The sequence below is a fragment of the Brevibacterium sp. FAM 27836 genome (assembly GCF_051351055.1).
Lineage (GTDB): Bacteria > Actinomycetota > Actinomycetes > Actinomycetales > Brevibacteriaceae > Brevibacterium.
The window spans coordinates 2449043-2463247 of sequence record NZ_CP195711.1 but is presented as its reverse complement, the minus strand read 5'-3'; the positions used below and the strand labels follow the sequence as shown (position 1 = coordinate 2463247).

Below are 14205 nucleotides of genomic sequence, written 5' to 3'. Positions count from 1 at the left end.
AACCCGGGACTTGACACTCATCATGGGACCGCTCGGTGACCGCTTCGGTCGCAAGTTCGTCCTCATGCTCACCCTCTTCCTCATGGGCATCTCGACGTTCATCGTCGGCTGCCTGCCGACCTATGACCAGGTCGGAATGCTGGCGCCGGCGCTGCTCGTGCTCTGCCGCATCATTCAGGGGCTCTCCGCCTCCGGTGAGCAGGCGAGCGCGATCTCTGTCTCACTCGAGCATTCAGCGGAGGAGAGGCGTTCGTGGACGACGAGCTGGACACTGCACGGAACCCAGTTCGGCACTCTGCTGGCCACCGCAGTCTTCATCCCCTTCACCGCGTTCCTGCCCGATGAGGCCCTGTTCAGCTGGGGCTGGCGTGTGCCGTTCTGGCTGTCGGCCCTCGTCGTGCTCACCGCATGGCTCATCCGTCGCGGACTCGAGGAGCCGCCGGCGTTCAAGGAGGCCCGGGTCGACAACCCTCCGCTCATGCAGGTCTTCCGCTGGCACAAAGCTGCGGTGCTGCGCGTGGCCGTGTGTGCCATGATCAACACCGTGAACATGGTCTTCACCGTCTGGTCGCTGTCATTCGCGACCTCGATCGTCGGCCTCGAACGCTCGACCATGCTGCTCGTCTCGGTCATCGCCAACGCCGTGGCGCTGCTCGCGATCCCGGCCTCGGCACTGCTGTCGGACCGGTTCGGCCGCAAACCCGTCTTCATCACCGGCGCCGTGGGCGCGGGCCTGATGATGTTCCCGTACCTGGCTGCGGTCTCGAGCGGAAACTGGACGCTCATCTTCATCTGCGGAGCTCTCATGTCCGGTTGCGCCTACTCGCTGGCGAATGCGATCTGGCCATCGTTCTATGCCGAGATGTTCCCCACCACGGCACGTGTGACGGGATTGGCCCTGGGCACCCAGATCGGCTTCGCCGTCTCCGGCGGGCTGGCCCCGGTGCTCGCATCTGCCGTCGCCGGTGCCGAAGGGGAGAATTGGCTGTCCGTCGCCTCGTTCACCGCCGGAGTCTGCATCCTCGTCGGACTCGTCGCCATGACCGCGAAGGAGACGAAGGGCCTGACACTGGAAGAAATCGACATTGCCCATGAGGAGAGGTCACGATGAGAACATCGATCGCCACGGTATGCCTGTCCGGCACACTCGAAGAGAAGCTGCGGGCCGCGGCAAAAGCCGGCTTCGACGGAGTCGAGATCTTCGAACAGGACCTCACCGTCTCCCCCGACTCCCCCGAGGCGATCGCCGCTTTGTCGGGGACGCTCGGGCTGAGCCTCGATCTCTATCAGCCCTTCCGTGATTTCGAGGGCGTCGACGAAGAGCAGTTCGCCGCCAACCTGGCCCGCGCTGAGGCGAAGTTCCAGCTGATGCAGCGGCTCGGTATGACGACGATCCTGCTGTGCTCGAACGTCGCCACCGCCACCATCGACGATGATGCAGTCATCGTCGGTCAGCTGCGCCGCCTCGGCGATCTCGCCGACAAGTACGGCATCGATATCGCCTACGAGGCACTGGCCTGGGGACGTTTCGTCTCCGAATACGACCGGGCCTGGGACCTCGTCAAGGCCGCTGATCATCCGCGCATCGGCACCTGCCTCGACAGCTTCCACATCCTCTCCCGCGGCACGGATCTGTCCCGGATCGCCGAGATTCCCGGGGAGAAGATCTTCTTCCTCCAGCTCGCCGATGCTCCGGCACTGTCGATGGATGTGCTCAGCTGGTCTCGTCACCACCGGGTCTTCCCCGGCGAAGGCGCCTGGGATCTCACCGATTTCCTCACGCGCGTGGCCGTCACCGGGTATTCCGGACCGGTCTCACTCGAGGTCTTCAACGACTCGTTCCGGCAGGCCGACACACAGCGCACCGCTGTCGACGGTCTGCGGTCGCTGCGCTGGCTCGAATCCAATGTGGCCGCGGCTCTCGGCTCAGGAGCCGAAGATCCAAGCGGTAAGACTTCGGGCCCGGTCGCTGATCGCGCGGGACGCGACCGTGTGCGCCTCGATCTGCAGCCTCTGCCGGAGGTCGCCGAACCTCGCGGCATTGACTACGTCGAATTGGACACCGGTGATCTAGGGGCCCTGACCCGGCAGATCCATCAGCTCGGCTTCCGCTTCGTCGGCTACCACCGGACGAAACCGCATGTGCAGCTGTGGCGTCGTGGGCAGGCCCGCATCGTCATCACCGAGTCGACCGAGCAGGCGGACGGTGCCGCGGCATCACGAACCCACCTGCGTGGCATCGGTTTCGCTGTCACCGATGCCGACGCCGCCATGGAACGCGCAATCCTCCTCCATGCCACCGAAGTCCCTCGCGATCAGGCCCATGACGAGGCGGTCCTGCGCGGAGTCTGCTCCCCCGACGGCTCGGAAGTCTTCTTCAGCAACGGAACCGGCGTCGATCCGACGTGGACCGAGGAGTTCGGCACCGTCCCCGACGACCGATGCTCGACGATCGATCACGTCAATCTCGCCCAGCCGGCCCACCATTACGACGAAGCGGTGCTCTTCTACACCTCCCTCCTTGCTCTCCACGCTCAAGCGGCGAACGATGTACCCAGCCCCTCGGGTCTCGTCCGGTCACAGGTGATGGCAAGCTCCGATGGGACGATTCGGATGCCGCTCAACCTGGCCCCGCGTCCGGCGGAGTCTCCGGAGACTCTCAGCTACCCGGAACATGTGGCTCTGTCCTGCGATGACATCTTCTCAGCGGCCGCGACAGCGGTCTCACGGGGTCTGAAGTTCTTGCCCGTGCCCGAGAACTACTACGAGGACCTGGCCGCCCGCTTCGACCTCGCGCCGGAGCTGCTGGATCGGCTGCGGGAGAACAACATCCTCTACGACCGAGACGACAACGGAGAGTTCCTCCACTTCTATACGTCAACGATCGGGTCGGTGTTCTTCGAAATGGTCGAACGCCGAGGCGGCTACCAGGGATACGGTGCCCCGAATGCGCCCGTGCGGCTGGCAGCCCAGCACCGACGCAACGCAGGAATCTGAACCGGCAGCGGCCCGCTCAGAATGGGGCCGCGCCGGATGCGCCCGGCGTCGAATACGGCATCGTCCACTCGTGGTCCCACGCAGGATCAGCAGCTTCTGCTCCACCGTGCCACCCCTCGACCCCGACCTCGACGAGAACGTCCGAATCAGCGTCAAGACCGTACCGCCAGGCGGTGCTCGCGGGTTTCCGTTTCGACAGGAGCCGTCGGTGGGAGAGCTGCCAGACGATCCGCCTGACCTCCCGCTCCTCGGCGCCGAGGACGTCAGCGACCTCTTCGATCAGTACGAGGACATAGTCGTCGGTGACGTCGATGCCGAAGCCTGCGACCTCGGCGATGCAGTTCGTCACCCGGTAGTCGATCTCAAAATGCGGTGATCCCGCGAGCATGAGCAGGTTCTTCCAGGAGATCCCCGATCTCTGGCTGGGCAGATCCCGCCACCGGCCAGCCAACCCGGTGGTGCTGCGCCCCGGCGACGGTTCGTCGACCAGGGTCTCAAGAAGGTCGGTGACGGTGTCGATTCCGTACTCGGCCATCAATCGGGTGGCCTGGTCGACGACCTCGGCTTTGAGCACGGCTCCGGGATGGGTGCTCGCAGGTTTGAGGTTGCAGACCACCTGCTCCGCCCACACCTCTGCTCCACCGGCCGCGGCGATCGAATACCGCAGCGACTTCGCGCCGTCCTCACGGCCATGGCGGGCGATGTACCGGTCGACGACGTTGTCGACCGCATTCGGGTGCGACCCCGTCGAATAGACCGAGTCGAGGATGCACAGAGCAAGACTGCCCGGATAGCTGATTGCCGACGACTCTCCGCGGTCGTCGAGGAATTCTCCGCAGCGGTGAGCCAAACCGCGGATACTGCTGGTCGTGATCTCCATTGTTCTGACCTTCCGTCATGCGCCGCACCCTGCGGCGCGCGCCGCCGACCCCATCGCCGGAAGCATGTTCGTGACACTACTGGACGGCACTGACACAGCCTGATCGGTGCCGAATCGAATGTGACAGACATATGCCTTCACTCTCGTCGATGGTGTCCGTCGCAATGCGGTCACGCACCGTCTCACGAGGAACTCTTCGTCTTGGCACCCCTTGAGGGCTCTGGCATGGTGGTGCCATGAGCACAGAAGAGATCATCATCGATGGCCCCCTGGCACGAGCGACCCGGATCCTCTGCCAGGTCTCGGCCAAGGACGTCGCCGGAAAAGCGGAGCTCGACAAGTCCGAACTCAAGGACTACGAGAAGGGACGCGAGGACCTCACCGCCGAGCAGGAGCGTCGCCTCGTCCTCGCGCTCGAACAGTACGGCGCACGGTTCATCCCCGACGGCGACGAGGGCGGTTACGGTGTCCGACTGAAATTCAGTCGTTCGAAGGTCCGGGCCATCGAACGTTGGGAGGGCGAAGGCGGCACGACCGGTGCCGACGACGTCTGAGTTCGGGCACAACCGGTGCCGACGACGTCTGAGTTCGGGCACGAAGACCGGGAGGGCAGCCTCGGCGAAGGAATCTGTTTCCCGCACCACTGCGCCCCCGCACCGCTGAGCCCAGCACTCCTGCACAAGACGCCTGTGGCCTCGAACCCGCTCAACGCGGATTCGAGGCCACAGGTGCATCCGATGCCGTGGAGGAACCAGGCCGGTGCCGGATCACTCGCCGACGGACAGCGACTGACGATGTCAGCCGCGCCCGCCGGAGCGTGATCAGTTCTTGCCGATGAACTCGAGGTTGTCGACGACACGGTTGGAGAAGCCCCACTCGTTGTCGTACCAGGCCACGACCTTCACGCGCTTGCCGTCGACGCGGGTGAGCGCGGCGTCGAAGATCGAGGAAGCGGGCTGGCCGACGATGTCGGAGGAGACGATGGGCTCGATCTCGTAGTCGAGGATGCCCTTGAGCTCGCCTGCGGCGGCGTTCTCGTAGGCGGCGAGCACCTCGTCGCGGGTGACCTCGCGGGACACGGTCGTGTTGATCTCGACGATCGAACCGACCGGGACCGGCACGCGGATCGCGTCACCGCTGAGCTTGCCGTCGAGCTGCGGGAGGACGAGGCCGATGGCCTTGGCCGCGCCCGTCGAGGTCGGAATGATGTTCTCCGCGGCCGCCCGGGAACGGCGGGGATCCTTGTGGGGACCATCCTGGACCATCTGATCGCCGGTGTAGGCGTGGACGGTGGTCATGAAGCCCTGCTCGATTCCGGCGAGGTCATCGAGGACCTTGGCCAGCGGAGCCAGCGCGTTCGTCGTGCACGAGGCGTTGGAGATGACGGTGTGCTCGGGCTTGTAGGCCTCGTTGTTCACACCGAAGGCGAGGGTGACGTCGGCACCCTTCGAGGGAGCGGAGACGAGGACCTTCTTCGCGCCGGCGGTGATGTGGGCGCGGGCCTTATCGGCCTTGGTGAAACGGCCGGTGGATTCGAGCGCGATATCGACATCGAGCTCACCCCAGGGCAGCTTTGCCGGATCCTTCTCGGCGAAGACCTTGATCGACTTGCCGTCGATGATGATGGAGTCCTCGGTCGCTTCGACGTCGTGGTTGAAGCGGCCGAGAGTCGTGTCGAACTTCAGCAGTCGGGCGAGGTCGCTCACGGGGCCGAGGTCATTGATGGCCACGACCTCGAGCTCGCTGCCGCGCTCGATCAGTGCCCGCAGGGTGCTGCGTCCGATGCGACCGAAACCATTGATGGCGATGCGAGTCAATGTCACTCCTTGATCACGGGGATTCGTCTTGATATCTCCATCATGGGCGATCTCAGCCATCGACAACAGTGGCCAGTCAGACAATCTACACAAGGTTCTCGCCAGACTTATTGCCAGATGCCGAAAGTTTCACGCCAGTGTGATCGGGGTCGCCGAAATGAGCGCCAAAAGGGGTCGGGAACGGTCCAGCGGGATCTTTCCGGACGGACTGGTTCGACTGGCCGCTGGGGTTCGCCGCGGCCGGAAGCTCACCCCTGGAAGGAGTGCCGATAGTCGTTCGGTGAGGTCGAGAGGATGCGCTGGAAATGCATCCGCAGATTCGCTCCGGTGCCGAGTCCCACCTGGTCGGCGATCTGCTCGATGCCCAGATCGGAGTTCTCCAGCAGCTCCCTGGCCAGGTCGACGCGAGCCCGGAGCACCCACTGCATGGGCGTATAGCCGGTGTCTTCGACGAAGCGGCGGGAGAAGGTGCGCACGGACACTCCCGCGGTGGCCGCGAGATCGTTCAGGGTGATCTTCTCCCCGATGTGCTGCAGTGCCCATTCGCGGGTGTCGGCGAAGTCTTCGCCGAGCGGGTCGGGCACGCTGCGCGGCACGTACTGAGCTTGGCCGGCACTGCGGTAGGCGGCGGCGACGAGCCGCCGGGCGACCTGGTTGGACAGGCCCACCCCGTGATCGCTGCGGATGAGATGGAGACACAGGTCGATCGCCGAGGCGGCTCCGGCCGAGGTGAGCAGCTGGCCCTCGTCGATGAAGAGGACGTTCTCGTCGACCTTGATCGCCGGGAAGCGTCGGGCGAGCTCCTTCGCCGTCGACCAGTGCGTGGTTGCGCGGCGCCCCACGAGCAGTCCCGTGCGAGCGAGGACGAAGGTGCCCGTCGAGATCGCGGCGATCCGCGTCCCCGCCTCGAACGCCGCGAGCAGAGCTCCGATGACCGCCGCAGGCGGTTCTTCGACCACCGCCGAGGTGGCTCCCGGGAGGATGATCGTGTCCGCGGTCTCCAGTGCCTCGAGTCCCTGCTCGACGGAGTAGTCGAGTCCGTCCGATCCAGTGATCGTGCCTGCGGCGATGCCGCAGACCTCGACTTCGTAGGGCCAGATCCCGGCCGGCGCAGTCGCCGGTCGGACTCCGGGGACGGCGGCAGTCGCCGGTCGGACTCCGGGAACAGCAGCCGTCGCCGGTCGGACTCCGGGGACGACGTCAGTCGACGCGGTCTCGGCAACGGCCTCCGCGGTGTCGACGGCGGCCAATGCGGTGCCGGCGGTCGGCTGGGACCGCGGGGCCGCCTCGGTGCGGGTGCGTGCCGTGGCGGCATTCGATTCGCGTCCGAACACCTGAACGGGGACGCCGAGATCCATGGCAGACACCCCGTCCAACGCCAGCACGAGGATGCGGTGCGGGCGCGAACGGGGTGCTCTGCGTGGGGTGGTGCGGGGCTCGTCAGTCATGATCGCCTCTCAGTCTAGGCAATCGGGCCCCGCATCGGGACGAAGCTCAGTGCTCGTGAGTACCAGTGAGCTTGAATCCGAGCCGACCGTGGGCGAAGGCGCCGCCGGCACGGATCGCCGAGGCCGTCCACGCGGTCTCGGCGAGTTCGGTTTCGGTGGCCCCGGCCTTGACGGCGGCGTTCGCGTGCGCGTCGATGCAGTAGGCGCACTGCGTGGTGAGGCCGACGGCGTAGGCGATGAGTTCGCGATACTTCAGCGGGATCTCGCGGCCCTCTGCGGCGAAGACGGCGTCGTTGAAGCCCCCGAAGGCCTGGAGGATGTCGGGAGTGGTCTCCTTGTAGGCCCTGTCGTACTTCGCGTCGTTCTCGCGGTCGAAGAAGTCAGTCATCGTGGTGCCTCCTGTGATCGGTGTCGTTCCGATCCTCACGCTACCGAGTCCGCGCAATCGTCGCACTGGTTTCGTCACATGGACGTCAGGTTGCGCGGTCGGACGTGTCATGCGGGCTGCAGTTCCGGACGCGGTCGGACGTGTCATGCGGGCTGCAGTTCCGATGCCGACCGGACTGCCGAGGCACCTGGCCCGACTTGGCGGGCCAGCGTCTCAGTAAAGCGTGTTCTGACCGACCAGCGATGCGAAACCGAGTCCCGAAACGGTCGGTGCCTGCGAAGCGGTCGGTGCCTGCGAAGCGGTCGACGGCTGCGGGGCGGTCGACGGCTGCGGGGCGACCGCCTCGGCGATGGCCTCGAACATCGCCAAGGTTCCGTGTTGGGCGGCCAGGCTCACCGGTTCGGGGTCGCTCGAGAGTTTGACGCCGACGGTCTGTGTGGAGCGGTCGATGTAGAGCATCTGACCGTGGATGCCGATGCCGATGACGACGTCGCGGCGGGCCGAAGGCAGCCAGAACTGGCTGCGGTACATTCCACCCGGATACGACCGTCCCGAGGGGGAGGCTGCGAACACCTTCGCCGAGTCTGCCGCGCCGGTGAAGATGTCCTCGACCCACTCCGCCGAGAGCACGCGTTCGCCGTTCTCGGTCGTCCCGCCGCGGGCGATCATCTCGCCGAATCGGGCGAGGTCGCGGATGGTGGCGCTGATGGCACCGTCGGCGATCGATCCTCCCCACCGGTCCTGACAGACCTGGGCGGCGTGGGCGGCGCCGATCTTCGACCATACGTATTCGCTGGCGACGATGGAGAACGGTTGGCCGGTGACCGCCTCGGCGATCCATGCGAGCACGTCGGTCTCACAGCTGCGGTAGACGAACGACGATCCGTGTTCGCGTTCGCGGCTCAGCCCCGTGAGGAAGTCCTTGATCCCATTCGCCGAGGTGGCCGTCCGGGGCGCGAAATCGACCGCTTCGAACAGGGCCCGGATCTCCGACCCGTCCTCGAGGTATTCTTCGGAGAATCTGATGCCCGAACGCATGTCGAGCAGGTCGCGGATGGTCGCTCCCGCGTATCCGCTCTTCGCCAGGGCCGGCACATGTGCGGTGACGAGGTCGGCGGGGGTGAGCAGCCCGGCGTCGGCGAGCGCGCCGATGGCTGTGGCGACGATGGACTTGCTCACGGAGAACAGCATGTGCTGACGGGCGGGCTTCATCGGCCACGCGTATTCCTCGGCCAAGGCGATGCCGTCGCGAGTGACGAGCCAGGCGTCGGTGTGGGTGTTCGCCAGGACGTCGCCGATGGTGGACCAGTCCTCATCGGCGGCGGGCCAACGCTGCCGGTCGATCGTCAGCGGGCGGAAATCGTGATCTTCGGTGACGTATTCGCGCACCGGTCCGATGCCGCGCGGGATGCCGCCGGTCGGGAAGATCTCCTGCATCCGAGTGAGCGCGAACGCGAAGTACTCCGGCCATTTCCAGGAGTCGAGGTCGATACTCTCGAGCACCGGTTCCGAGGGATCGACGATCGCGTCCTCACTCGCCGAGGCGAGTTCACCGACGTGCGGGAGTGAGATATCCCGCGCCGGAGCGGGGACAGCGTTGTCGGCGGTCCGGTCAGTGGGAGCAACCGGGGGCATCGGAGTCTGCGCCGAGTGCTCGTTCGCCGGTTCTCCCGGCGCTGGCGCCTCGGCGTCGGCGGCCGCTCCCACGCCGATGCCCTTCGTATTGCCGGACAGGGCACCGATGCGACGGTTCTGTGAGGTCACCGGCCTGGGCGGAAGCGACTCGTCTTCGCCCGCCATAGCACCTCCACTGTCTCGTCCCGAACGGCTCTGCATGTGCGCAGGGCTGTCCCGATACGCACGCAACAGACTACCTGGACGAGCGGGAACTCCGTAGCCGAACCGTTTCGGCTCGAACGCTGCCGGCCCTCTCCTCGTCATCGCCTGGACCCCTGACCAGGGGCGACGCCGAGGATCATTACCTATCAGTTATTCAGCTGACATTCGGGCATCGACCACCGCCCACATCGTGGCGGCGAGTGCGGTCACAGCCTCGCCTTCACTTCGGGTGTCATGGGTGCATCAGTTGTCATTCAGCGAAAAACGGGCTGGGTGTCGAGAAACGGGTGCGTGCTCCCGTGTTTCGTCGCTCAACCAGTTTTTCGGTGAAACCGGCTTCGCTGGCACCTGCCCTCTACACCAGCCCCTGGTCCTCGGCGACGCGGATCGCCCGTGCCCGCGAGTCCACGCCGAGCTTCGTGAAGACGTTGACGAGGTGGCTCTTCACGGTCGCCTCGGTGACGAAGAGCTCCTGCGCGATCTGCGCGTTCGAGGCACCGGTGGACAGCAGTTTGACCACGTCGCGCTCTCGCCGGGTCAGCTTCGGGCCGGGATTGCGCATCGCAGCGAAGACCTTCGACGAGATCTCCGGAGGCATATAGGTCTCACCCTTCGCCGCCTTTTCGATCGCCGTTGAGATGTCACCGGGGTCGATGTCCTTGAGCAGGTACCCCGAGGCACCGGCGTTGAGTGCCGCGATGATCTCCGAGTCGAGGTCGAAGGTCGTGAGGATGAGCACCGCCGGCGGGTTCGCCTTCGCTCGCAGCCGCCTCGTCACCTCGATGCCGTCGATGCCCTCCCCCAGCCGCAGGTCGCACAGGACGACGTCGGGGCCGAGCTCATCGACGAGAGGCAGCGCCTCCTCGCCGCTGCCGGCCTCACCGATCACGGCGATGTGGTCAGGGGCGTCGATGACGGACCTCAGACCCGCCCGCACGACCGGGTGGTCGTCGACGAGGATGACTCGAATGCTCATGCGTTCTCTCCTGGGTCGGTGTCCGTGTTCTCGTGTGTGCCGTTGCCACCCTCACCGAGGTGGCCCGCACTGGCGGTGCTCTCACCGAGGCGACCCGCGCTGCCCGTGCCGTCACCGAGGTGGCCCGGGCCACCCGTGCCCGTATCGTTCGCGGGTGCGCTGAGTCCCCCACCGCGGGTGCGCAGCTGGGATTGGCTCGGCAGGGTTGCGGAGATCGCGAAGCCGGATCCGGGGCTCGTCTCGATGACGAGTTCGCCTCCGAGTTCGCGCATCCGGGAGGCGATGAAGTCCAGCCCGAAACCCGACTGCGGGTTGCGCTGCCGGTTCTGCGGGTCGGCCATGCCGATGCCGTCGTCGACGATGTCCATTCTGATCGACCCGTCGAGATCCATGAGGCTGATCATCACGCGGGTGGCCTGCGAATGCTGGCGCACGTTGGCCAGCGCCGACTGCGCGGTGCGCAGAAGCGCCACCTCCGCCTCGGCGGACAGCGTCGGAAGGGTCTCGTCGAGATCGAGTCGGCCGCGGATGGCGGTGTCCTCCTCCAGCCTGGTGAGCAGACGGCGAAGCGCGGCGGTCAACGCTCCGTCCTCGAGTTCGGTCGGGGCCAGGGCCGCGATGATGCGGCGGACGTCGCGGGAACTCTGCGCTGCGAGGTCTTCGACTTGGGCGAGCACTGTGCCCGAGTGGTCGTCGCAGGTCCGCTCCGCCTCGGCGTGGGCGATGAGACGAATCGACGAGACCGACTGTGCGATCGTGTCGTGGATGTCCCGGGAGACGCGGGTGCGTTCCTGGATCTCACCGGCATGACGCTGGGTCAGGGCGAGCTCGTCCTGGAGGTCGAGCAGATTCTGGTGGGCGAGTTCGAGTGAGCGCAGCAGCTCCTCACGACGGCGGCCCTCCCGGAGGAGTTCGATGTAGCCGCGGGAGAGCCCGAGGGCGAACACGGCACCGATGAGGGAGCCGATGATGCTCGGCGTAGGCACCTGCCCGTAATGGCCGAGCGGGGCGATGATCGTCGCGATGTACGTCAGAGCCGTGAAGACGATCGCGATGCGCAGAGAGAAGAGGTGGCCGGCCAGCAGCCAGAGGAGGAACGCGATCCAGATGAATTCGGCGGAGACGAGCAGGGTGCACAGCCAGGCGGCGGCGAGGACGATCAGCCACCACTTCGCGAGCACGAGCGCTCCTGTGCGGGCGGCGCGGACGGCACCGAGGGCGTACCAGGCGAGGAAGACCACGCTCACGGCGATGGCGGCTGTCAGCGGGGCACCGGCGGAGATGGAACGGATGCAGGCGATGAGCATCAGCGTCAGGGCGATGGCGTGCTGACCGAACTCCATCGTCCGTTCCGTCCATTTGCGTGCGCCCACGCTGCCGCCTTCCTGCAGACCTGCCTCGGCGGTGGAAGCGCCGAAGGAATGATCGTCTGGTCTCATGGTCCTCCTGCCAACTCAACCACATCACGAACCCACGCGGGAGAGGAAATGCATGCCGACGGGGTGCGAACCGAGGCGGCCGGAGGCGATGAGTGTCCTCAACGCCTCGGCCGCCTCAATTCTCACCGGCACACCTCACCGGTTCAGTGCTTGCCGTGGTGCGATCCGGAACCGAGGGACGCATACTCCCCGTCGGCCGGCGCGTGGGTGCGGTCCGAATCTTCGCCGAAGTGCGTGATCGACCTGTTCGGCCACCACATCCTGCTGCCGACGAGTCCGAAGATCGCGGGCACGATGATCGTGCGCACGATGATCGTATCGACGAGCACGCCGACTCCGACGATGAGGCCGAGCTGACCGAGCACCATGAGCGGCAGCATGCCCAGTGCCGCGAACACTCCGGCCAGGACGATGCCGGCGCTGGTGATGACACCGCCGGTGTGGGCGACGGCCTCGACCATGCCCTGCCGGCCGCCGTGGAGGACCGACTCCTTCTTCGCCCGGTGGGCGAGGAAGATCGAGTAGTCGATGCCGAGCGCGACGAGGAAGAGGAACGCGAGGATCGGCACCTGCGCATCGAGCGCTGACTGGCCGAAGAACGTCCGGGACAGGAAGGCACCGAGTCCGATCGCCGCCGCCGAGGACACCACGTTGACCAGCAGCAGGGCGAACGCCGCGATCGGAGCCCGGAGGATGACCAGCAGGATGAGGAAGCTGATCGCCAGGACCATCGGAACGATGGTGAGGAAGTCCTGCTGGTTGCCGTCGCGGGCGTCGAGTTCCGTCGCCGCGGCCCCGCCGACCTCGGCGTTCGCCTCGTCGATGGCGTGGACGTCGCTGCGGATGTCCTCGACCAGGTCGAGCCCCTTCACACTGTCGGGCGCGAACTCGCCGGTGACCATGATCTTCGTGACCGAAGTGCCGTTGATTCTCGTGTCATCGATCGCCGAGGCGCGCACGACGCCGTCCATATCGGATACCGAATCGACGACCTGGTCGGCGTGGTCGGTGTCGGCGACGATCCAGATCGGCTGCGATTCGCCGGGCGGGAAGTGCTCGGACAGAACGTCGAGGCCCTGCGCCGATTCGGACTGAACCCGGAACTTCTCGGTCTGGTCGAGTCCGATCGAGGAACCGATGAAGCCGGTGGCCATGACGCCGAGGATGACGATGCCGGCGCCGAGGTGGAGCCCGGGTCTCCGGACCACGCGAGTGGCGATGGTGCGCCAGACCGAGGGCTTCGCCGAGGCGGCTCTGTCCTTGGTGCCAGCCGCGCGGTCGGCGAGCTCCCGCGCCGAGTGCGGGGCTGCCTCGGCGGGGGTGGTGGCCTCATCCGAACTCTGCGTTGCGATGGCGTCTTCGGCCTTCGGGACGAAGGGCCAGAACATCTTCTTGCCGCAGATCGCGAGCACGGGCGGCAGGGCGATGAGCACCGCAGCCGCGGAGATGATGAGGCCGACCGCGGCCGTGATGCCCAGACCGCGGGTGCCGGGGATGACGGCGAAGACGAGGCTGAGCAGGGACAGGACGACGGTGAGGTTCGAGGCGAGGATCGTCGTCGCGGTGTGCGTCCAGGCCTCGGCAAGTGCGGTGCGGTGGTCGATGTGGCGACTGAGCTCCTCGCGGTAGCGGGAGATGAGCAGCAGCGCATAGTTCGCTCCGGCGCCGAAGACGAGGACGCTGATGATGCCGGCGTCGAACTGCAGGTCGAGCCAGTCGCCGACGGCCGCGGTCACGGTCGAGGCGAGCCCGTCGGCGGTGCCGATGACGATGAGCGGCAGCAGCCACAGGATGGGTGAGCGGTAGGTGATGATGAGCAGGATGGCGACGATGACGATGGTGACGATGAGGAGGGTGAAGTCGGCACCGTCGAACGCCGAGGCGATGTCCGCACCGATCGCCGGACCACCGGTGACCAGCAGGGACATGCCCTCATCTGTGAGTCCTGAGGCGGTCGGGTCATCGGCGATGGCGGTCCGCAGATCATCGACGGTCTCGGCCGTGTCCGAGTTCGTCAGGCCCACGGTGATCGGCACCATAAGCAGCGCGGCCTGCTTGTCGTCGCTGAGTATCGGTCCGGTCACCGTCTCATCGGATTCGTCCCCAACGGTTTGGCCGAGCGAGGTGCCGAGCTTCTTCAGCTGCGTCTGGTCGTCGGCGGACAGTTCGGATCCGTCGTCGTTCGAGGCCACGACCATGACGGACTGCTTGTCGGCATCGGGGAACTTGTCGAGGGTCTGCTGGGCCTGGGTGGATTCGGAGTCGGCCGGAGCGGTTTCGTTGGCCCGGTCCTCGCCTGCTCCGGACAGCAGTCCGAAGATCAGTGCGACGAGGACGACGACCCCGCCGAGGACGAGCCACGAACCGCGCTTCGATGTCAGTGTGTGTGCGGATTTCGCGAGGAATGAGTTCATGACTCAA

At 66.2% G+C, this 14205-nt stretch carries 12 protein-coding genes; 4 read left to right on the top strand and 8 right to left on the bottom strand.

All coding sequences use genetic code 11. From position 1 onward, the window contains the following. Window positions 1-10 precede the first annotated feature (10 nt). The gene (locus tag ACSE4D_RS10960; RefSeq protein WP_436325944.1) at window positions 11-1111 is read left to right on the top strand and encodes an MFS transporter; all 1101 of its coding nucleotides are present in this window, start codon (window positions 11-13) and stop codon (window positions 1109-1111) included. Beyond that, complete coding sequence (locus ACSE4D_RS10955; RefSeq protein ID WP_135539969.1) at window positions 1108-2997, top strand: bifunctional sugar phosphate isomerase/epimerase/4-hydroxyphenylpyruvate dioxygenase family protein; 1890 nt, start codon at window positions 1108-1110, stop codon at window positions 2995-2997. Before ACSE4D_RS10960 ends, ACSE4D_RS10955 begins: the two co-directional genes overlap by 4 nt. A 16-nt stretch (window positions 2998-3013) precedes the next feature. On the opposite strand, the gene ACSE4D_RS10950 is transcribed toward ACSE4D_RS10955, so the two are convergent. After that, window positions 3014-3877: a hypothetical protein gene (locus tag ACSE4D_RS10950; protein ID WP_426937040.1), complete on the bottom strand. Its 864-nt coding sequence runs from the start codon at window positions 3875-3877 to the stop codon at window positions 3014-3016. 236 nt (window positions 3878-4113) lie between these two features. Between ACSE4D_RS10950 and ACSE4D_RS10945 the strand changes: the two genes are divergently transcribed. Together ACSE4D_RS10945 and ACSE4D_RS10940 are read left to right on the top strand one after the other, a co-directional pair. Further along, the gene (locus ACSE4D_RS10945) at window positions 4114-4431 is read left to right on the top strand and encodes an XRE family transcriptional regulator (RefSeq protein WP_135539966.1); all 318 of its coding nucleotides are present in this window, start codon (window positions 4114-4116) and stop codon (window positions 4429-4431) included. A gap of 15 nt (window positions 4432-4446) precedes the next feature. After that, complete coding sequence (locus tag ACSE4D_RS10940) at window positions 4447-4698, top strand: hypothetical protein (protein ID WP_426937039.1); 252 nt, start codon at window positions 4447-4449, stop codon at window positions 4696-4698. Here ACSE4D_RS10940 and gap read toward each other — a convergent pair whose 3' ends face one another. From gap to ACSE4D_RS10905, 7 genes are all read right to left on the bottom strand, one after another. Next, window positions 4699-5694: a type I glyceraldehyde-3-phosphate dehydrogenase gene (gene gap, locus ACSE4D_RS10935; protein ID WP_436325943.1), complete on the bottom strand. Its 996-nt coding sequence runs from the start codon at window positions 5692-5694 to the stop codon at window positions 4699-4701. Window positions 5695-5942: 248 nt separating this feature from the next. Continuing rightward, entirely contained in the window at window positions 5943-7142 is a 1200-nt protein-coding gene (locus tag ACSE4D_RS10930; protein ID WP_240689810.1) for a DJ-1/PfpI family protein, read from the bottom strand. 46 nt (window positions 7143-7188) lie between these two features. Next, window positions 7189-7530, bottom strand: coding sequence for a carboxymuconolactone decarboxylase family protein (locus ACSE4D_RS10925; protein WP_135539962.1), 342 nt, complete (start codon window positions 7528-7530; stop codon window positions 7189-7191). Window positions 7531-7743: 213 nt separating this feature from the next. Further along, entirely contained in the window at window positions 7744-9330 is a 1587-nt protein-coding gene (locus tag ACSE4D_RS10920; RefSeq protein ID WP_436325942.1) for a serine hydrolase domain-containing protein, read from the bottom strand. A gap of 394 nt (window positions 9331-9724) precedes the next feature. Further along, window positions 9725-10345: a response regulator gene (locus ACSE4D_RS10915; RefSeq protein WP_436325941.1), complete on the bottom strand. Its 621-nt coding sequence runs from the start codon at window positions 10343-10345 to the stop codon at window positions 9725-9727. Beyond that, entirely contained in the window at window positions 10342-11784 is a 1443-nt protein-coding gene (locus tag ACSE4D_RS10910; protein ID WP_436325940.1) for a sensor histidine kinase, read from the bottom strand. Before ACSE4D_RS10910 ends, ACSE4D_RS10915 begins: the two co-directional genes overlap by 4 nt. A 143-nt stretch (window positions 11785-11927) precedes the next feature. Next, complete coding sequence (locus ACSE4D_RS10905; protein ID WP_436325939.1) at window positions 11928-14198, bottom strand: MMPL family transporter; 2271 nt, start codon at window positions 14196-14198, stop codon at window positions 11928-11930. Window positions 14199-14205: the final 7 nt, after the last annotated feature.